General features: G+C 54.2%; 16 protein-coding genes. 6 read left to right on the forward strand and 10 right to left on the reverse strand.

The window, feature by feature from the left end; translation table 11 throughout:
- The 5 genes from LMS44_RS19580 to LMS44_RS19600 all read left to right on the forward strand — a co-directional run bounded on the left by LMS44_RS19580 (position 1) and on the right by LMS44_RS19600 (position 5,264).
- Positions 1-2,130 (forward strand): hybrid sensor histidine kinase/response regulator, encoded by a 2,130-nt coding sequence (locus tag LMS44_RS19580; protein ID WP_022521846.1) that lies wholly within the window; start codon positions 1-3, stop codon positions 2,128-2,130.
- A 69-nt stretch (positions 2,131-2,199) separates the two neighbouring features.
- Positions 2,200-2,556 (forward strand): response regulator, encoded by a 357-nt coding sequence (locus LMS44_RS19585; protein ID WP_022521845.1) that lies wholly within the window; start codon positions 2,200-2,202, stop codon positions 2,554-2,556.
- Positions 2,557-2,625: 69 nt separating this feature from the next.
- Positions 2,626-4,305 carry a diguanylate cyclase gene (locus LMS44_RS19590; protein WP_022521844.1) on the forward strand — a complete coding sequence of 560 codons (1,680 nt, stop codon included), beginning with the start codon at positions 2,626-2,628 and terminating at the stop codon, positions 4,303-4,305.
- On the forward strand, positions 4,295-4,855 hold the full coding sequence (locus LMS44_RS19595) for a chemotaxis protein CheW (RefSeq protein WP_138799348.1): 561 nt from the start codon (positions 4,295-4,297) through the stop codon (positions 4,853-4,855). The genes LMS44_RS19590 and LMS44_RS19595 overlap by 11 nt, the downstream gene beginning before the upstream one ends.
- A 1-nt stretch (position 4,856) precedes the next feature.
- A complete protein-coding gene (locus LMS44_RS19600; protein ID WP_022521842.1) occupies positions 4,857-5,264 on the forward strand; it encodes a hypothetical protein in 408 nt (135 codons plus the stop codon).
- An 18-nt stretch (positions 5,265-5,282) separates the two neighbouring features.
- On the opposite strand, the gene LMS44_RS19605 is transcribed toward LMS44_RS19600, so the two are convergent.
- The 5 genes from LMS44_RS19605 to dctP form a co-directional block, all read right to left on the reverse strand.
- Positions 5,283-6,488 (reverse strand): molybdopterin molybdotransferase MoeA, encoded by a 1,206-nt coding sequence (locus LMS44_RS19605; protein ID WP_138799347.1) that lies wholly within the window; start codon positions 6,486-6,488, stop codon positions 5,283-5,285.
- A 218-nt stretch (positions 6,489-6,706) separates the two neighbouring features.
- The gene (locus tag LMS44_RS19610) at positions 6,707-7,984 is read right to left on the reverse strand and encodes a hydroxymethylglutaryl-CoA reductase, degradative (RefSeq protein WP_258955994.1); all 1,278 of its coding nucleotides are present in this window, start codon (positions 7,982-7,984) and stop codon (positions 6,707-6,709) included.
- Between the two features lie 8 nt (positions 7,985-7,992).
- Positions 7,993-9,315: a TRAP transporter large permease gene (locus tag LMS44_RS19615; protein ID WP_138799346.1), complete on the reverse strand. Its 1,323-nt coding sequence runs from the start codon at positions 9,313-9,315 to the stop codon at positions 7,993-7,995.
- Positions 9,312-9,824, reverse strand: coding sequence for a TRAP transporter small permease subunit (locus LMS44_RS19620; RefSeq protein ID WP_027957017.1), 513 nt, complete (start codon positions 9,822-9,824; stop codon positions 9,312-9,314). The genes LMS44_RS19615 and LMS44_RS19620 overlap by 4 nt, the downstream gene beginning before the upstream one ends.
- 72 nt (positions 9,825-9,896) lie before the next feature.
- Positions 9,897-10,952 carry a TRAP transporter substrate-binding protein DctP gene (dctP, locus tag LMS44_RS19625; RefSeq protein ID WP_249362063.1) on the reverse strand — a complete coding sequence of 352 codons (1,056 nt, stop codon included), beginning with the start codon at positions 10,950-10,952 and terminating at the stop codon, positions 9,897-9,899.
- 187 nt (positions 10,953-11,139) lie between these two features.
- On the opposite strand from dctP, the gene LMS44_RS19630 reads away from it, so the two are divergent.
- Complete coding sequence (locus LMS44_RS19630) at positions 11,140-12,522, forward strand: aminotransferase-like domain-containing protein (RefSeq protein WP_138799344.1); 1,383 nt, start codon at positions 11,140-11,142, stop codon at positions 12,520-12,522.
- Positions 12,523-12,653: 131 nt separating this feature from the next.
- Here LMS44_RS19630 and moaB read toward each other — a convergent pair whose 3' ends face one another.
- The 5 genes from moaB to LMS44_RS19655 all read right to left on the reverse strand — a co-directional run bounded on the left by moaB (position 12,654) and on the right by LMS44_RS19655 (position 18,260).
- Positions 12,654-13,175 carry a molybdenum cofactor biosynthesis protein B gene (gene moaB / locus LMS44_RS19635; protein WP_022521835.1) on the reverse strand — a complete coding sequence of 174 codons (522 nt, stop codon included), beginning with the start codon at positions 13,173-13,175 and terminating at the stop codon, positions 12,654-12,656.
- Between the two features lie 5 nt (positions 13,176-13,180).
- The gene (locus LMS44_RS19640; RefSeq protein ID WP_088701875.1) at positions 13,181-13,513 is read right to left on the reverse strand and encodes a DUF1244 domain-containing protein; all 333 of its coding nucleotides are present in this window, start codon (positions 13,511-13,513) and stop codon (positions 13,181-13,183) included.
- A gap of 103 nt (positions 13,514-13,616) precedes the next feature.
- Positions 13,617-14,717, reverse strand: a complete 1,101-nt coding sequence (locus LMS44_RS19645) for a formate dehydrogenase subunit gamma (RefSeq protein WP_138799343.1) — start codon at positions 14,715-14,717, stop codon at positions 13,617-13,619.
- 11 nt (positions 14,718-14,728) lie between these two features.
- A complete protein-coding gene (gene fdh3B / locus LMS44_RS19650; RefSeq protein WP_022521832.1) occupies positions 14,729-15,343 on the reverse strand; it encodes a formate dehydrogenase FDH3 subunit beta in 615 nt (204 codons plus the stop codon).
- 64 nt (positions 15,344-15,407) lie between these two features.
- On the reverse strand, positions 15,408-18,260 hold the full coding sequence (locus LMS44_RS19655; protein ID WP_009285876.1) for a molybdopterin-dependent oxidoreductase: 2,853 nt from the start codon (positions 18,258-18,260) through the stop codon (positions 15,408-15,410).
- Between the last annotated feature and the right edge of the window lies 1 nt (position 18,261).

An 18,261-nucleotide genomic window follows, 5' to 3' on the forward strand; every position in this document is an offset into this window, starting at 1 on the left:
ATGGCGCTGGATATTCGCCGCTTTATACAACGCTTTGTGGAAGAGGCAGCCGACCACCTGCCCCGCTTGCGAGAAGGAATTAGCGCACTGGAGCAGGGCCATGCTGATCGCGAACAGATCAACGACCTGTTCCGCGCAGCGCATACGCTGAAAGGCTCGTCGCGAATGCTTAAACTGGTGCCAATTACGGCGTTGGCACATAGCACTGAAGAGCTGCTCAGCGCTCTGCGCGACGGCACCCTAACCGCAACGCCAACGGTGACCAGCCTGCTCAGCCAGGCGGTTGACGGTCTTGCTGACTTAGTCAGTCGACTCGCCGAAGGAGCGACAGGTGACGACCTACCCGCGGCTGATGAGGCGCTATGTAGCGCCCTGGAAGCGGCTGCCCTCGGTCAGGCCCCACCCCCGCCCATTACTCCCGCTGAGGCGGCGCCATCCTCTGTGCCTGCGCTACCGTCCTCCTCAACACCGCCTTCCTCCGCTGCGCTGGTGGCGGAGAGCGAACTGCGGCTCAGCGATACTGTGCGGGTTCGCTTGGATCGACTGGACGATGTTATTCGTTTGATGGGCGAAGTGCTTTCCGGCCATCATCATTTACATACCCTGGTTGACCAAGCCCGTGAGCTAAGCATCACACCTCCTGCCGAACAGCAGGGGCCTTTTCACGCCTTTCACCGTGAGCTGAAAGATAGCGTGTTAAGCCACGATTCGCTGATGAGCGACCTACACGACCGCGCACTGCAAATGCGCATGCTGCCGCTAAGCGTGGTGTTTGATCCACTCGCGCATATGTCCCGGGAATTGGCCCAGTCACTCGGCAAACAGGTCGACTGCCGGGTGCGAGGCAGCGAAATCGAACTTGATCGCCAGATGATTGATCGCCTGTCGGATCCGCTTATTCACCTGCTGCGCAATGCCTTGGATCACGGCTTAGAGCTGCCTGCCGAGCGCCAGGTAGCGGGTAAACCTCCCCGTGGGCAGTTGATTATCGAAGCCTGGCAGGATGCTGGCTGGGTGGTGGTAGAGATGCGTGACGACGGCGCGGGTATTTCACTTGAAGCGGTACGTCAAAAAGCGCTCGCCAAGCAGTTGGTGAGCGAAGAGCAGCTCCATGCACTGAGCGTACAGGAAACGCTAGAGCTTATATTCCTGCCGGGCTTCTCTACCAAGAGCATGATTACCGACTTTTCTGGCCGCGGTGTGGGCATGGATGTAGTCAAGCGCACCGTGGTGGATGAGCTTAACGGCGACCTGCAGCTTGCCAGCGAACGCGGTAGCGGCACCCGCTTTACTCTGCGCCTGCCACTCTCGTTGGCGATGATGCGGGTACTGCTGGTCAGCGTCGGCGGCGTCAACCTAGGGGTAACGGCGCCTTACGTATCAGAGTTGGTAGAGTGCTCATCACAATCATTTATTGATGCTGCGGGTCAGCGCACGCTGATTTTACGCAATGAATTTGTGCCGGTGGTATCGCTAGCCCAACTGCTTGAGCTACCAGAGACGGCGTCCGGTACTGATACTACCCTACTGCTGGTCGTCCACCAGCGGCACCAGAAGCTTGCTCTGATTATTGACTCCCTGATTGATGAACGCGATATGATCATCAAGCCACTGCCCGTACATCTGCGTTATTTACCGCTGGTCTCGGGCATGGTTTCCATGGGACGCAATGCGCTGGTAAGCCTACTCCACGTACCCGCTTTACTGGAAGTCACCCGACACAGTGCCCAACGTGCTAACGAAGAGCGTGCATCCTCCGCTCTCGCGAAACGCATTTTGGTGGTCGACGACTCACTGAATACCCGCGAAATAGAGAAAGATGTACTCGAAGCGTGGGGCTACCACGTTACTCTGGCCGAAAATGGTCGCGACGGATTAGCCAAAGCACTGGCAGAGCCGTTTGATGCCGTACTTACCGACGTTGAGATGCCGGTAATGGATGGCTTTGCGCTGACTGCCCGACTGCGCGAAAATGAGGTTTATCGTTATCGGCCAATTATTATTATCACCTCGCGGGAAAAGGAGGCTGATCGGCGACGCGGTATTGAAGTCGGTGCTGACGCTTATATCGTCAAAGGTAGCTTTGACCAAAACAATTTAGTTGAGACACTCCAGGCCCTACTGGGTTAATCACGAGTGATACTGACACGACTGTTAATGACATAGCCATCAAAGACACAACTACCATGAGGTCATGGAATGCCTATCCTGGTCGTAGACGACGATCCGCTTGCCGGGGAAATGACGGCGGCACTGCTTGAGCATCAGGGTCATGAGACGCTGCTGGCCATTGACGCGATGGAAGCCGTCGAGCAGCTAGATAATCGCAGCGATATCAAGCTGATTGTCAGCGATATGCATATGCCCCTCATCAGTGGGGTAGCACTGCTGGCGATGCTGCGCGAGCAGGCTAATCACCTACCGTTTATTTTACTCACCGGAGACACGCCGGACACAACGCTTCAGCAAACACCAGGCCTGCATGCCTGTTTGCGTAAAGATGCCGAGCTGGCATCCAACCTAGAGGCCGCAGTAAAACAGGCGCTTGATGAGTAACCATCGCTAGAGGGAATGGATCACTGATGGAATGGATCGCCGCTTTCGTTCACTTACGTAGGTAGTTTGATGTCTAAGCCCGCCCCTTCGCTGCACGATAAGCTGAACCAGCTGCGTGAGCGTTTTATTGAGCAGCTTCCGTCCCGCTTAGCGCAAACCGCCGAGCTGTGGCAGCAGAGTCGCACGACGAGCGAAGAACAGGCGCGGCTCGCGCCAGAGCTGCACCGTTTCTTTCATAGTTTGAAAGGAACCGGGAGGTCGCTGGGGTTTGAGCGGCTTGCCCTGCTGGCGGATCAGGCGCAGGAGGCGCTCACTACCTCCCCCGCCCGCGCCGATATCGATACGTTTATCAGTCAATTGCTTCTCCAGATGGGTCACGAGCAGCAGCACCTGCGCTCCCACCACGGTCAACAGCAAGCGCTGGCGGCCGTAAACAGCTTCGAGCTTTCCAGCCAGGTTGAGCCACTGCGCAATAAGCGCCAGCGGTTAATTTATCTGTGCGACGATGAACCCGAGCAGGTCGATCAATTAATCCATCACCTACGCTGCTTTGGTCACGAAGTCGTTCAGTTTATCGATACAGACACATTTTTTAACGCCGTGCTCACTCGTCGCCCTGACGCAGTCATCATGGATGTGCAGTTCCCCCAAGGGCAGACGGCAGGCACTGAAACCCTGACCAGCTTAAACAAACTGACAGGCCAACCGCTTCCTGCCATCGTTTTGTCGGCCCACAGCGACTTTCATTCGCGCCTGAGTGCCGTTCGTGCAGGCTGCGGCGGCTACTTTACCAAACCGGTAAAACCGCTGGATCTGATGCTGGCAGTGGATGAACTGACCGCTCCGGCGGCAGAAGAGCCACTCAAGGTGCTAGTGGTGGATGATGAGCCCGAAGCAGCCGCTTACCACGCTCTGTTGCTTGAAGAGAGCGGAATGCTGACTCATCAGGTTCACCATCCCGCCGATGCGCTCACGGTAATGGAGCGCTTTAGCCCCGATTTACTGTTGGTCGATGTGTATATGCCGGTGTGTTCTGGGGAAGAGCTGGCATCGATTATTCGCCAGCAGCCGGAACACCTGGGTCTACCGATTATCTATCTCTCCAGTGAAACCGACAGCCAAAAGCAGATATCCGCTATGTCTGCGGGGGTTGAAGCCTTTCTCACCAAACCCGTTCAGCCCGAAGAGCTGGTCTCTGCCGTGCAACTGCGCGCCGAACGCCTGCGTCTGCTGCGCTCATTAATGACCCGCGACAGCATGACCGGGCTGTATAACCACAGCACCACCACTGAACTGATCAATAAAAACCTCGCTCAGGCGCACCGTGATAATAGCCAGCACGCCATGGCGATGATCGACATTGATCACTTCAAGCATGTCAACGACACCCACGGTCATTTGGCGGGTGACCAGGTAATTATCACCCTGGCAAGACTATTAAAGAGTCGCCTGCGTCTCTCCGATATTATCGGCCGCTACGGCGGAGAAGAGTTTGTTGTGCTGTTAAAGGGCATTAATGCCGAGAAAGCCGCCACATTAATCGATAGCCTGCGCGAGGATTTTGCACTGGTCGATTTTCACGCCGGTGAGGTTCGCTTTCGCTGCACCTTCAGTGCAGGCATTAGCAGCTTCCCCGCACAACCTTCTACCGAGCCGCTGCGTTTAAGCGCCGACCAAGCGCTCTATCGCGCCAAACACCAAGGTCGCAATCAGGTAGTGATATCGCCGGAGCTGGCCGATGACCGCTGAATTTCCCCGCAACGGCGAGGCAAATGACCAGCCGCCCGCTACCCAAACCCTTGACGAGGCATTAGCAGCACACGGCGATGCTGAGGCGGTGGTAGATATTGATGAGCCTACCCAACAGCTAGTGCTCTTCCGGCTCAACGGCCAGCCTTTTGCACTACCCGGCAGCGCGGTGAGTGAAATTCTATCCAGCGACCAACCCGTCTATTACGTGCCGGGACTGCCTTTCTCTACCGAAGGTGTGCTGCACCTGCGGGGCACTATCGAGTCCGTCATTAGCCTGCATCAACTACTCGGTTTACCTGCACCGGAAGGTAGCAGTAAGGGGATGATTCTGTTAGTGAGCGCGGCAGGGATTACTAGCGGTGTGCGTATTGAACAGCTTGATGATGTGTGCGAGGTCACTCAAAGTATGCTGCAAGCGCCGCCAGAGACGCTTTCCGGCACGTTGCGCCCTTATGTCAGCGCGCTATGGCAGATAGATGAGCAAGAAGCGCTTGCCCTGCTTGACCCAGAGGCGCTCTTCGACGCCTACCAGCAGGGGCTTGGTTAAAGTGCCCTTGCATCGCGGCCATCATGAACAGGCCCAGGTTGCCTTGGTGCTGTTTTGCGTAGGGCCTTACCGTACCGCCTTGGAAGCGCGCCATGTGCTGGCCATGACCGATCATCCCATGGCACCGCGCACTGCCAATGCTCAAACGCTGCTCTATGAAGGTGGAGACCATGACTCCCCACCTAACCGCTGGCTCACCCTGCGCGACGCTCAAGCAGCCAGCGACAACAACAGCACTTGGCAACTGGGCGTGAGCGGTGACATAACGCTTCAGCAACTGCCGGCCAACACGCTCTACCCGCTGCCTAAACTGCTGCTTTCCCGCCGATTTTCCACGGCGCTATGCGGGTTAACCTTCGTCCAGCAACAGCTAGTACTGCTACTGGATGCCCGCAAGCTTAATCCTTAGCTTTCTCAGCCCCTGCTCTTAGCCAGCCAACCACAAACAGCTAATGGCATCGCCCTCGGCTATGTCGCTATTGGCCGGAATCACTGCAAAAGCATCGGCGTTAATACAGGATGAAAGCACCCCGGAATTCTGATCCTCAAAGGCCGTCGCCGTCACCCCGCTTGGCGTGAACTCAAGCGTTACACGCATATAGTGTTCACGTGGGCCGGTGGAGGTAGCAAACCCCGCTTTCGCGGTCACCGCTGGCAGCGATGTTAGCGCTGGACAACCAAGCATTGCGCCCAGTAAGGGACGTAAAAACAGCCAAGCACCCACAAACCCCGAGACCGGATTGCCTGGCAAACCGACAAACCGCGCCTGGCTGCCGTCATCGCGAGGCAAACGACCCAGTGCTAGCGGCTTACCGGGGCGGATCGCCAGCTTCCACATATCGAGCTGGCCAATCGCTTCCAGCGCAGCTTTGACATGATCCTCTTCGCCGACGCTGACGCCGCCAGTGGTGACCACCAGGTCTGCCTCAGCAGCGGCGGCCGTTAACAGTGCCACGGTGCGGGCATAGTCATCCGGCACACTAACGGTACTCACCACCTCGGCGCCAAAGTTCTCTAACAGGCGCCTAAGCATCGGCCGGTTGGAGTTGTAGAGTTGACCTGGCTTTAGCGGCGTTCCCGGATCAATAATCTCATCGCCCGTCGAAAGCAGCGCCACACGGGGGCGCCGGCGCACGCTGACCTGAGTAATACCCTGACCTGCCAAGTGGCCAAGGGCCGCTGCTTCGAGCCGCTCACCAGCATCTAATAGTATGCTGCCCTGGCGCACGTCACGCCCTTGGCGGCGGACATTATCACCTGCGGGAATGTCCGCAGGCATCAGCGCACGATCACCGTCAACTTGTACGCGCTCCTGCATCACCACGCAGTCGGCACCGGGAGGAATCTCACCGCCGGTAAAAATACGTGCGCAGCTTCCAGGTGCAAGCGCTTTCGCCTGCGTGCCGGCAGCAATGCGTTGGCTCACCGGCAGCCACTGCCCCGCATCGGCAGCGCGCAAAACGTATCCGTCCATTGCGCTGTTATCGAACGGCGGCACATCCAGCTGTGCGGTGACGGCTTCGGCCAACACACGCCCGGCAGCGGCTTCCAGCGGAACACTCTCTACGTCTATTACGTTGACGTCTGCCAGTAGCGCTTCAAGCGCGGCTGATATCGGCTGCAAGTCACTCATGCTGACCTCGGCCAGGGATGACCAGGTTGGCGAGCATGAACCGGGTATTATGAAGTGATGGCATAGTCGTCTCTAAAACAGAAAAATCGGGGTCGTTAACCTTAAAGAGTAGATTACCGATGTAGATAGAATGCCACGATCAACGGTCAGAAACAGCCCGTAGTGGTGGTTACATCTAGCTAGACGACTAGTCAGTTTTATATAAGCTGGCTAAGGCGTTACTGTCGCACCTCGTTGAGAATTTCTTCTGCTACATCGACCCTTACCTTACCAAGCTTCACCAACGCGTCGGCTACTTTCTCAATCTCGTCACCAACCGCACCTGCCATGACCGCAATATTTTTCGCATGGAGTGCCATATGACCCTTTTGGATGCCCGTCGTCGCTAGTGCTTTGAGTGCAGCGAAGTTCTGAGCCAAACCGACTGCAGCAATAGTGCAGGCAAGCCGTTCGGCAGTCGTTATGTTCATTATATCCAGCGCAATACGCGCTGTAGGGTGAGAGCGCGTGGCTCCACCAATCAAGCCTACCGCCAAAGGCATTTCAATAGTACCGGTCAGGTTTCCGTCAGCATCGGCTTCCCATCGTGTTAATGAGCTGTACTGCCCCGTACGAGCAGCATAAGCATGGGCTCCCGCCTCTACGGCCCGACAATCATTTCCAGTTGCCAGTACCACAGCACTTACCCCATTCATGATGCCTTTGTTATGCGTGGCTGCGCGATAAGGGTCAATATCGGCGAAGTCATAGGCGGCCAATATGCCATCACGAACCTCTGCACCACCAATTTCGTCCAAAGCCCAAGTAGCCCGTGCTCTCGCTAACCGACGATCCGCCAAGTTGGACAAAATACGCAGATAGGTCTTCCCTCCCGTCCATTTTGCAATATGGGGGGCTACGGCTTCCGCCATGGAATTCACTGCGTTAGCGCCCATTGCATCACGAGTATCGACAATCAGATGGGTGACCACCATTGGCCCAGTGCGTCCTTTCAGAACACGCACCTCCATATCACGGAACCCGCCGCCGTGTTTAAGCAAGACCGGATCTGTTTCATCACATATCAACTGAACGTGCGACTTATGCTCTAGTATCTGCAAACGAGCGAATTCAGGATTCGGAACACCCAGCAACTGAACCTGGGCAATCATGTGAGAATTCGACATGTCTGTCTTAAAACCGCCGGTTGAACGGCACTGACGGGCTGCGTTACAGACAGCAGCTACCACCGAAGACTCCTCTGTCGCCATGGGCACTAGGACATCATGCCCATCTACCAGCATATTGGTCGCCACACCCAAAGGAATGTTCATGGTGCCAATGACATTCTCGATCATGGAGTCGGCTGTGGCTGAATCCAGGTTGCCCGTGTTACCCAGGTGCCTGACAACATCCTCGCTCAACCCAGTGACTTCCACTACCTTTTGTAGCCGCTCTTCAGGTGACATTTTGTGCAACCCTGGAATACGAGAAGTCGTTGTAGTCATTGTTTTTATCTCCTTTTTTAAGAGCGTACTGTCTGTGAAAGTTGTTCAGGCAGCCAAGTAACGATTTCGGGAAAAAGCATAAATAAAATTAATGCAATGAGCTGCAAAACTAAGAAGGGTACGATGGCCCGGTATACAGTTCCCATACCAATATCAGGTGGCAGTACTCCCTTTATGTAAAAAAGCGTGTAGCCAAAAGGCGGGGTGATATAACCCATCTGAGCAGTAATAAGGAAAAGCACTCCGAACCAGACCGGATCAAATTGAAAGGCGTTTATGATAGGTAAGAAGACAGGCACACATAAAAGGATGATGCCAATTTCATCCAGGAATAACCCAAGGAAGACTAAAACCAGCATCATGGAAAGCAGTACTAACCAGCGATTCATTTCAAGGTCTTGAATGAATTGTAAAAGCGAGTCCGCCCCGCCAGTGCCGGTGAAGATGGATACAAATACCTTCGCCCCAATCGTGATCCACATAATCATAGTGGTCACACGCAAGGTATCCATAGATGCAGCAGATAAGTTTTTAAATGTCAGCTGCTTCTGAAAGGCCGCTGAAATCAACGCCCCAACAACACCCACTGCTGCTGCCTCGGTGGGCGTGGCAATACCTGCATAGATACTACCCAGCACGGATAAAACAATCAGTACTGGTAGTATCAGAGCTTTAAGAGAACTCAACATCTCCCCTAGGTTTGTCTTTTCTCCAGACTGCCGAGGAGCTAGGTTTGGCTGGATAATTGCTCTCAGAATAATATAAAAAATATACAGTCCTGCCAGTATTATTCCTGGAACAATACCGGCAGCAAACATTTTGCCAACTGATATCTGGGCAGTAGAAGCATATACTATCGTAATAATTGAGGGGGGAATCAGAATGCCTAATGTACCTCCTGCACAGATTGTGCCCAGTGCTAATCGCTGGTCATAACCGCGCTGTAGCATAGATGGCAATGCGAGGATGCCCATTGCCGCAACAGCCGCCCCAACAATGCCGGTCATCGCCGCCATCACCGTACAGATCGCCACGGTACCGACGGCCAATCCTCCCGGCAAACGTCGGAACCAGAGCTCCATTGCACGATATAACGCTTCAATAATACCTGAGCGCTGAAGCACGCTTGCCATCAGCACATAGAGTGGGATAGCCAGCAAGATGTCTGATGTCATTGCATCAAAGGTTTGGAGAACGGTCAGCACTAGTGCATCAGCTCCCCACAGTATGACTGTGAATAAAATTGCCAAAAATGCCAGTACAAATGCTAAAGGCATCCCGCTGAGCAACAATACCAACAGTGAGACAAACATCATTGAAAGGACAAGAGTAGAACTCATGCTTTCACCTCTTGACCTTGAATACGCTTAACTGCCCAAATAATTTCAGCCAGCGCTTGCATGAGAAGCAATAAAAAAGCGATCGGAATAAGCGCTTTCACCGGCCAGACGGGGGGATTCCAAGAGGTAAATGAAGTTTCACCACTTGCGTAGGCATTCAGCGCTATAGGTAGGCTCTGATCTATAAAAATCACCGTTACTACAACAATCAGCGCATATGTTAGACAGTCTACTAAGCCTGCCAACTTAAACGGCAGTTTACGGTAAAGTATGTCAACGTTGACGTGTCCAGCAGTATGTAGAATATAAGGGCCAGCCAGTAAGAAGTAAGGGCCAAATAATAGTGTCGCAAGCTCCATAGCCCAGGTAGTGGGTGCATTGAAAAAATAGCGGGACACTACTTCGTAGCTGATGACGGCCACCATAATGAAGACAAAAGCCGATACAACCGTGGCCACCCAACGGTTAAGAGCCGTTATAAGGCGGCAGTAGCCAAGAAGAACAGCCATAATTGAACCTCGATGGGAAGGCAATCCGGCCTATTACCGGATTGCCAGCGCGCGGAACCGTAAGGTAGGAACTCAGTCAATCAAGCCAAGTTCTTGCATGAATTCGATTTGGCTATTGAGAATTTCGTTAGCCAATTCGTCATCTCCAGCCGCTCTCCTCCATGCATTCATCGCGGTCGGGCGCCCTTCTGCAATGAGGTCGGGGCTCAAATGGGTGATCTGTACGCCTTGCGCTTCGAACTCTTCGAGAGCAACAGTATCCTGGGCAAGGATGTGCTGCCGTAAAGAAGACGAAATCTCACGGGCAGCCACTTCCAAGGCCGCTTTGTAAGAGTCAGGTAAACTATCGTAAGCCGCTTGGTTCGCTACATAACTGGTAGCTGTCGTGGGTTGGTGAAAGCCAGGTACAGCTATATATCCGGCCACTTCTCCCAAGCCTGCTTCAAAATTAGCGGTCAGGTCGCCGCGATCGGCAAGATCAATGACCCCTTTTTCAAGTGCTTGATACACCTCTGCCGTAGGCAACCCTGTCGTAGACACACCAAATTCGCTCATCACCGTGCTGGCCAAGCCAACGAAACGGCCTTTTTTGCCATCCAGATCATCCAGAGATTCGATAGGAAATTTAGAATGGATGGGTTCTTGCCCATAAACCGTAGGTGCAATGTAATAGAGACCAGCTGACGCATAGGCCTGACGAGCCAGCTCAATTCCCCCTTTCTCATAGAACCAAGCTTCGTACTGGTCAGATTCAGGAAAACCAAACGGTACTGTGCTGGTGAACGCGAAAGCAGGTATAGAACCTGCTTCATAGCCGTCAAATGTCTTCATCATCTGGAAAGCACCTGCACGTACAGCTTCAAATGCTTGGGCCGCTGGCACTAATTGTCCACCGGCAAACAATCGAATTTCAAACTTCCCATCAGTTAATTCGGACACCCGCTCTACAAATTTTTCTTCGTATTCATAGGGCGTCGTCCCCGCATCCCAAAGCGCCTGCATTCGCCAGTTTACGCTGGGCAGATCCTCGGCAATAGCAATAGAAGGAGCCACACAGGCTGTCATAGCGGACACAGCTGCGATCGTTTTTAAAAAGAACCAGCTTTTATTTATGGTTGTTAAGTTCACGATGCTCTCCATGGTGAATGGCAGTGCTATTAGCGCTAACTAGAGACTGCTGCATCACCGATTATTGTTAGAAATAAAACATACTCTTATCTTAAGTTAGGGTGATAGAGAAAACTGGACAAGGTACAATATTCAAAATTGACCCATGTACTGTACCCTTTAATTAATGGGTACAATTGAGCCTTTTATGAAGCAAAAACCAACTCGAGCACAACAAGTCGCCAATACAGTTATTGAGCGCATTGAGCAGGGACAGCTAACGGCGGGGACAAGATTACCCTCCATTCGCAATGCAACCCTGAGCTTTGGGGTTTCAAAAAATACTATAATTGATGCTTATGACCGCTTAGTCGCGACTGGATATATCAGCCCTCGGCGCGGTTCTGGCTTTTATGTGGAAGCAACCAGACCAGCTCACCCAGCTATCAAGCCTGAACATTTTACTGAAGCGGTCGACTTGGTTTCTCTATTAAGAGAACAATTGAATCAGCATTATGAAGTCAGAGCCGGAGATGGACGCCTGCCGGCAAGTTGGATGGAAAGCTCGGACATACGCCGTTATTTCAAACGCAGCAATCAGGATAATGACGCCAGAGATGAGTTCGAATACGGCAACCCTCAGGGATTGATCGGCCTGCGAGAAGATATCGCCAGAACGCTAAACGATCGTGCAATTAGCGTTCATCCAAATCAAATCTTGATGACGTTCGGCGCCAACCATGCACTCGACCTGATTGTTAGGCATTTTGTAGAGCCCGGTGAAGTGGTGCTAGTTGAAAGCCCTGGTTATTACCCAATGTTTGGTAAATTACGCCTACAGCGTGCCAAAACCATCGGCATCACTAGAGGACCTCAAGGGCTGGATCTCGATATGCTGGAACAGAGTATCCGGGAATACCGGCCAAGGCTTTTGTTTGTTCAGCCTATGGCTCACAACCCTACCGGCACATCCATGTCTCTCCAGAATATGCATGCCTTATTACGTATCGCTGAACAGCATGATTTAACCATCATTGAAGACGACCCTTTTGGTGATATTCTCCCCCGATCAACGCCTCACCTTGCTTCGCTCGATGGCCTTAACCGAGTCATATACGTTGGCACTTTTTCCAAAACGCTATCTGCCAGTATGCGTTGTGGCTACATTGCAGCTAATCAGACGCTGGTTCGGTCACTGATTGATATTAAAATGCTCACGGTGGTTACCAGTTCAAGCATTATTGAAAGGATGATCCATGAAATGATCATTCATGGTCGCTATCGTCGCCAAATGACTCGTTTACGCGAAAGAGTGGCCAAGGCTAGCGCAGCAGCGATCTCCTCGTTGAAAAATATTGGTTTCAACCAAATTCAGCCACCCACCGGGAGTTACTACATTTGGTGCCCTTTACCAAAAAGCGTAGACGGCCTTGAGCTAGCAAAAAAAGCCTCTGCACAGGGGATTTTCCTAGCACCTGGAAATTTGTTTACTTTAGGCAATGACGAGTCAGGGTCAGCTCTTCGAATCAATATTGCTCTAGCGAATCACCCTTTATTACTAAACTTTCTAAAGGAAGAAGCACTGAGCTAGCTGTTTAAAACCAATGCAGCTATTGCATTGACACTAACTTTCAAGAGCGCGACGACAGCGCAACCCCAATACAAGTCGCCACGCAAACTTGTTGCTACAGCAAGCGGCAGCCTGGAAAATATGCCACTCATTCAACCATGCTGGCCTCGACCTGGGATGACCAGATTAGCGAAGTTGCAGGGTTTGTGGCGGCTATCCAATTGCTCTGCCAGAATGCCGTCCCAGCCGGTGCGGCAGGCGCCGGTTGAGCCAGGCAGGCAGAACACTACCGTGGCGTTGGCTAAGCCGCCGAGGCAGCGGCTCTGGATGGTGGAACTGCCAATTTCCTCACCACTTAGCTGACGAAAGCGTTCTCCAAAGCCTTCGATGCGCTTATCCAGCAGCACCGAGATGGCTTCAGGGGTAGAGTCACGCCCAGTGAAGCCAGTGCCTCCGGTGGTGATGACTACCTGCACATCCGCCTCGGCGATCCAGTTCGCGACCACCGCACGAATACGATAGACATCGTCAGGCACTATGCGCTTTTCAACGAGAGTATGACCGGCGTTGGTTAGCCGCTCGACCAAGGCTTGACCGCTGCGATCCGTCTCTTCCGTGCGGGTATCCGAGACCGTGAGTACGGCTATGTTGAGGGGCACCATTGGCTCACTCATTGACGTCACCCTTGTTTGGCTGCTTTCTTTTTGGCGTGGTGAGCTTCCCAGGCCGCCATTTGCTCAGGCGTAGCGGGCGGCTGGTAAAGCTCCTTCCACTCGCTGTAAGGCATACCGTAAACGTACTCGCGGGCCTCTTCGTAGTTGAGGCTTTCATCCCGCGCTTCAGCAGCGCTAACCAGCCATTTCGATAAGCAGTTGCGGCAAAAGTCCGCCAGAATCATCAGATCGATATTCTGGACATCTTTGTTATCGTCCAGATGCTGTAGCAAACGCCGAAACGCGGCGGCTTCAAGCTCGGTGCGCGTGGTTGGGTCTAACTCATCAAACGCTGACATAACCGTTCCTCTCATACATGGCTTGGGTTATTTAATAACTTAAGGTGAAGCATAACAAAAGACACCGCCGAAAGGCGGTGTCTTAGCGACCATTAAATGCTTATTAACTGGTTCGCGTTGCCGACGGTTCACTGCTGCCGCCAGATGACTTGCGGGCCGCCACCTCTTGTTCCGATAGCGTTTGGTCTTTGACCTCTTCGTACCAAAGATTATGGTGCTCTTTGGCCCAGGTCTCATCCACATAGCCCGTGGTCATACCTTCTAGCGCGCCTTCGGTACCCAACGTGCCGATATAGATATGGCCGAGGGAAACCGCCGTAAGCCCCAATGCGCCCACTGCGTGGATAATATTGGCCCACTGCATGGTGTCACGGCCCTGGTCGAAGTTGGGGAAGTCGAGCACGAAGCCACTGGCAACCACTAAGATTCCCACCGTCGCTAACAGCCAGTACCAGGCTTTTTCACCACCGTTGGCAAAACCAGCATCCACATGCTTTTTGCCAATCATACCGCCGCCTTTCTTGAACCATACCCAGTCGTGCTTTTTGGGAATATTGTCTTTGATCAAGCTGAACAGCAGGATCACCAGCAGAATGCCAAAGATCGGCCCCAGGTAGTTATGCAGCACTTTTGTCGCCGCAATCATCCAGGCCCAAATCCCATCGCCAAACAGTGGGCGGAACACGAATTTACCGAACAGCAGCGTCATCCCAGTCAGCGCCAGAATGATAAACAGCGTTGCTACCGTCCAGTGCAGCGCGCGTTTCATCAGCGTCCAACGCAAAAGTAGACGCCCCGTGCGTGGCGCCTCAAGCTCTTTACGCCCGACAATGAAGTAGAACAGCGCGATCAGCGCCGCCATGCCAAATACCGCAATCAAACCAAACGGCGACACCCAGCGGTTGCGAATCTGCCGCCAGGTTTCACCGCTTGCATTGATCAAGCTGTAGTCGCTTTCATAACGCGAGTCACGGTAGTTAGGCCCGGTCTCTCCACTACGTACCTGACGCCACTGGTCGGCGGTAATGCCGGGGGCAGCGGTGTTCATTTCACGGTCAGGATCCGCTTGAGCCAACGCCACTTGCGTGAAGCCGAGGCTAAGCACCAGAGCAAACGCCACCAACATAAAGCGCCAAATACCCAGGGCGAGCCCTTTACCTGAGCGTGGCACCCCACCGGATGCCTGTGCAGTCAACAGGTTCATGACACGCCTCCTTACCCTTTATGGGCAGCATCATAGGCTAGGTTGTCGGCACTGGCCTGAGGGTTATTAGACCAGGCGCCATCTTTGTGCCCGCGATGGACAACACGCTGACGGAAGATATCGGCCACGTCTTGGGCATCACCGGCAAGCAGCGCTTTGGTGGAGCACATCTCAGCACACAGCGGCAGTTTACCTTCGGCAATACGGTTGGAACCGTACTTCTCGTACTCCTCTTCTTTGCTTTCGGCCGGGCCGCCCGCGCAGAAGGTACATTTGTCCATCTTGCCGCGCTCACCAAAGGCATCCTGCTGGGGAAACTGCGGGGCGCCAAACGGGCAGGCGTAGAGGCAGTAACCACAGCCGATGCAGAGGTCTTTGTCGTGCAGCACGATGCCGTCATCGGTTTTGTAGAAGCAGTCGGTGGGGCACACCGCCATGCAAGGAGCGTCGTCACAGTGCATGCAGGCGACGGAGATGGACATTTCATCCGCTTCACCGTCGTTGAGCGTGACCACGCGACGGCGCTGAATGCCCCACTCGACATCGTTGGCATTTTTACAGGCGGTGACGCAGCCGTTGCACTCAATGCAGCGTTCGGCGTCACACATAAATTTCATTTGAGCCATGGTGTTCTCCTCATGCCGGTGCGGGATGGCTCCCGCACCGCCGTGCTGTCAGGTCGGTCGAAGCTTAAGCCCGCTCAATGCGGCAGATGGTGCACTTGGTCTCTTGCATCAGTGTCACCGGGTCATAGCCGTAGGTGGTGGCGGTATTGGCCGCCTCACCAATGATGTACGGATCAGACCCATCCGGGTAACGGTCACGCAGGCTTTCGCCCTGGAACATGCCGCCAAAGTGGAACGGCATAAACGCTACGTTACGATCGACGCGAGGAGTGACCAGGGCTTTGACCTTCACACGGCCCCCTTCTGCCCCTTCTACCCAAACATCGTCACCATCTTTGATGCTGAGGTCGTTGGCGTCCGCCGGGTTAATTTCGACAAACATCTCCTGCTGCAGCTCGGCAAGCCACGACATGGAGCGCGTCTCTTCACCGCCACCTTCATACTCAACCAGGCGCCCAGAGGTGAGAATCATTGGATACTCGCCAGTGTTGTCGCGATCCTGAATGGTTTTGTACATGGTCGGCAGGCGCATGATGGAGTCGAAGTCGTCCCAAGTAGGGAAGCGTTCAACCAAATCGCGACGCGTGGTGTAGAGCGGCTCACGGTGCTTCGGCACTTGGTCGGGGAAAGTCCAGACCACAGCGCGTGCCTTGGCGTTGCCGTAAGGCGCGCAGCCATGCTCAATGGTGACACGCTGGATACCGCCAGAGAGGTCGGTTTTCCAGTTTTTGCCTTCCGCCGCCTGTTTCTCTTCGGCGGTCAGGTCGTCCCACCAGCCTAGGTCTTTGAGCAGTTGGTCGTTGAACTCTGGATAGCCGTCGTCGATATCGCCCCCCACCGGCGCTGAACCTTCCGCCAGAAGGTTGACGCCGTCACGCTCGATACCAAAACGGGCACGGAAGCCCATGCCACCTTCCATCACCGGCACGCTGGTGTCGTAAAGGTTAGGCGAGCCTGGGTGGCCGAACTCTGGCGTGCCCCAGCAGGGCCACGGCAAGCCGTAGTAATCACCGTCCGCCGGGCCGCCCTCTGCGCGCAGATTCTCGAAGCTGAACGTGTGCCAGTTTTTCTGGTGCTCTTTGAGGCGTTCGGGGCTTTGCCCGGTGTAACCGACCGTCCACATACCGCTGTTGATTTCGCGCAGAATGTCATCGATGAGCGGCTCGTCGCCGTTCATCTGGTAGTTCTTGACCAACTCATTACCGAAGCCCAGCTTACGAGCAAACAGGTACATGATTTCGTGGTCGGGCTTGGACTCAAACAGCGGCTCAATCACGCGGTCACGCCACTGAATCGAGCGGTTAGTCGCGGTGACACTGCCTGTGGTTTCGAACTGGGTGGCCGCTGGCAGCAGATACACGCCGTCGCTACGGTCATGCATAACCGAAGCAACGGTGGGATAAGGGTCAACGATGACCATCATCTCAAGCTTCTGCATCGCTTTTTGCATCTCGACGCCGCGAGTCTGGGAGTTAACCGCGTGGCCCCAGTAGAACATTGCTTTCAGCGCGGTACGCTGGGAGATATTCTCGTCCTCTTCGAGCACGCCATCGACCCAGCGCGATACGGTAATACCGGCAGTGTACATGGGCTTACCATCGGCATACTCGGTATCGTCATAGCGGCCTTTAAGCCACTCATAGTCGAGATCCCACACCTGCGCCCAGTGCTGCCAGGCACCTTCCGCCAAACCGTAGTAACCAGGCAATGAATCGCAGCCAAGGCCCAGGTCGGTCGCCCCCTGTACGTTATCATGGCCACGCAGGATGTTAGCGCCGCCGCCCGCCACACCGATATTCCCCAGCGCCAACTCAAGAATGCAGTAAGCGCGGGTATTATTGTTGCCGGTGGTGTGCTGGGTGCCGCCCATACACCAGACCACACAGCCAGGCCGGTTGTCGGAGAGGCGTTTAGCGACATCGTACATCTCGGCTTCGGGGACACCGGTGACTTCTTCTACAACGCTGGGCGGGAAGTTGGCGACTTCAGCGCGTACTTCATCCATACCGTAAACGCGCTGATTGATGTACTCGTTGTCTTCCCAGCCATTTTCAAAAATGTGCCATAACAAGCCCCAAATATAGGCGACGTCCGAACCGGGACGTAGACGCACATATTTGTTGGCCTTGGCGGCAGTACGGGTAAAGCGCGGGTCGGCGACGATGATGTCGCAATTGTTGCGCTCTTTGGCGATCAGGATATGCTGCATCGCCACCGGGTGCGCTTCACTGGGGTTGGAGCCAATGAACAGAATCGCCTTGCTGTTATGCATATCGTTGAGCGAGTTGGTCATCGCTCCATAACCCCAGGTATTCGCCACGCCCGCCACAGTGGTGGAGTGGCAGATACGCGCCTGGTGATCGGTATTGTTGGTGCCCCACAGCGAGGCAAGCTTGCGCATTAAATACGCCTGCTCGTTGCTGAACTTCGCCGAGCCCAGCCAGTAAACGCTATCCGGGCCGTGCTCTTCGCGCAGCTCAAGCAGTTTGTCACCAATCTCGTTAATGGCGTCATCCCAGCTCATACGCTCCCACTCACCCGCGACCAACTTCATCGGGTACTTGAGGCGCCGCGTGGAGTGGCCGTGCTGGCGTAGTGAAGCGCCTTTCGCGCAGTGCGCACCCCGATTGATAGGGTGATCAAAAGCGGGTTCTTGCTTAGTCCAAATGCCTTCTTGAACTTCGGCGTAAACGCCACAACCTACCGAACAGTGGGAGCAGATGGTGCGTTTGGTCTCGACCGGCGAGTCCAGCACGGGGGTTTTGTCGGCTGCTTCTGAGCGCTGCATCATGGGCGCACTCATAAAGCCAACGGCGGCCATTCCACCAGTGGCTGCACCGCTGCGTTTGAGGAACTGGCGACGGGAAATACCCAGCCCTGAGGCCTTGGGGGTGTCTGTTTTGCGAGTTAAGCGCATG

Source organism: Halomonas profundus (assembly GCF_020865425.1).
GTDB classification, from domain to species: Bacteria; Pseudomonadota; Gammaproteobacteria; order Pseudomonadales; family Halomonadaceae; genus Vreelandella; species Vreelandella titanicae.

Excerpts from the sequence above, each read along its gene's own strand:
- LMS44_RS19580 (WP_022521846.1), top strand. The coding sequence starts at position 1 with ATGGCGCTGGATATTCGCCGCTTTATACAACGCTTTGTGGAAGAGGCA.
- LMS44_RS19585 (WP_022521845.1), top strand. The coding sequence starts at position 2,200 with ATGCCTATCCTGGTCGTAGACGACGATCCGCTTGCCGGGGAAATGACG.
- LMS44_RS19590 (WP_022521844.1), top strand. The coding sequence starts at position 2,626 with ATGTCTAAGCCCGCCCCTTCGCTGCACGATAAGCTGAACCAGCTGCGT.
- LMS44_RS19595 (WP_138799348.1), top strand. The coding sequence starts at position 4,295 with ATGACCGCTGAATTTCCCCGCAACGGCGAGGCAAATGACCAGCCGCCC.
- LMS44_RS19605 (WP_138799347.1), bottom strand. The coding sequence starts at position 6,488 with ATGAGTGACTTGCAGCCGATATCAGCCGCGCTTGAAGCGCTACTGGCA.
- LMS44_RS19615 (WP_138799346.1), bottom strand. The coding sequence starts at position 9,315 with ATGAGTTCTACTCTTGTCCTTTCAATGATGTTTGTCTCACTGTTGGTA.
- LMS44_RS19620 (WP_027957017.1), bottom strand. The coding sequence starts at position 9,824 with ATGGCTGTTCTTCTTGGCTACTGCCGCCTTATAACGGCTCTTAACCGT.
- LMS44_RS19630 (WP_138799344.1), top strand. The coding sequence starts at position 11,140 with ATGAAGCAAAAACCAACTCGAGCACAACAAGTCGCCAATACAGTTATT.
- moaB (WP_022521835.1), bottom strand. The coding sequence starts at position 13,175 with ATGAGTGAGCCAATGGTGCCCCTCAACATAGCCGTACTCACGGTCTCG.
- LMS44_RS19640 (WP_088701875.1), bottom strand. The coding sequence starts at position 13,513 with ATGTCAGCGTTTGATGAGTTAGACCCAACCACGCGCACCGAGCTTGAA.
- LMS44_RS19645 (WP_138799343.1), bottom strand. The coding sequence starts at position 14,717 with ATGAACCTGTTGACTGCACAGGCATCCGGTGGGGTGCCACGCTCAGGT.
- fdh3B (WP_022521832.1), bottom strand. The coding sequence starts at position 15,343 with ATGGCTCAAATGAAATTTATGTGTGACGCCGAACGCTGCATTGAGTGC.
- LMS44_RS19655 (WP_009285876.1), bottom strand. The coding sequence starts at position 18,260 with ATGCGCTTAACTCGCAAAACAGACACCCCCAAGGCCTCAGGGCTGGGT.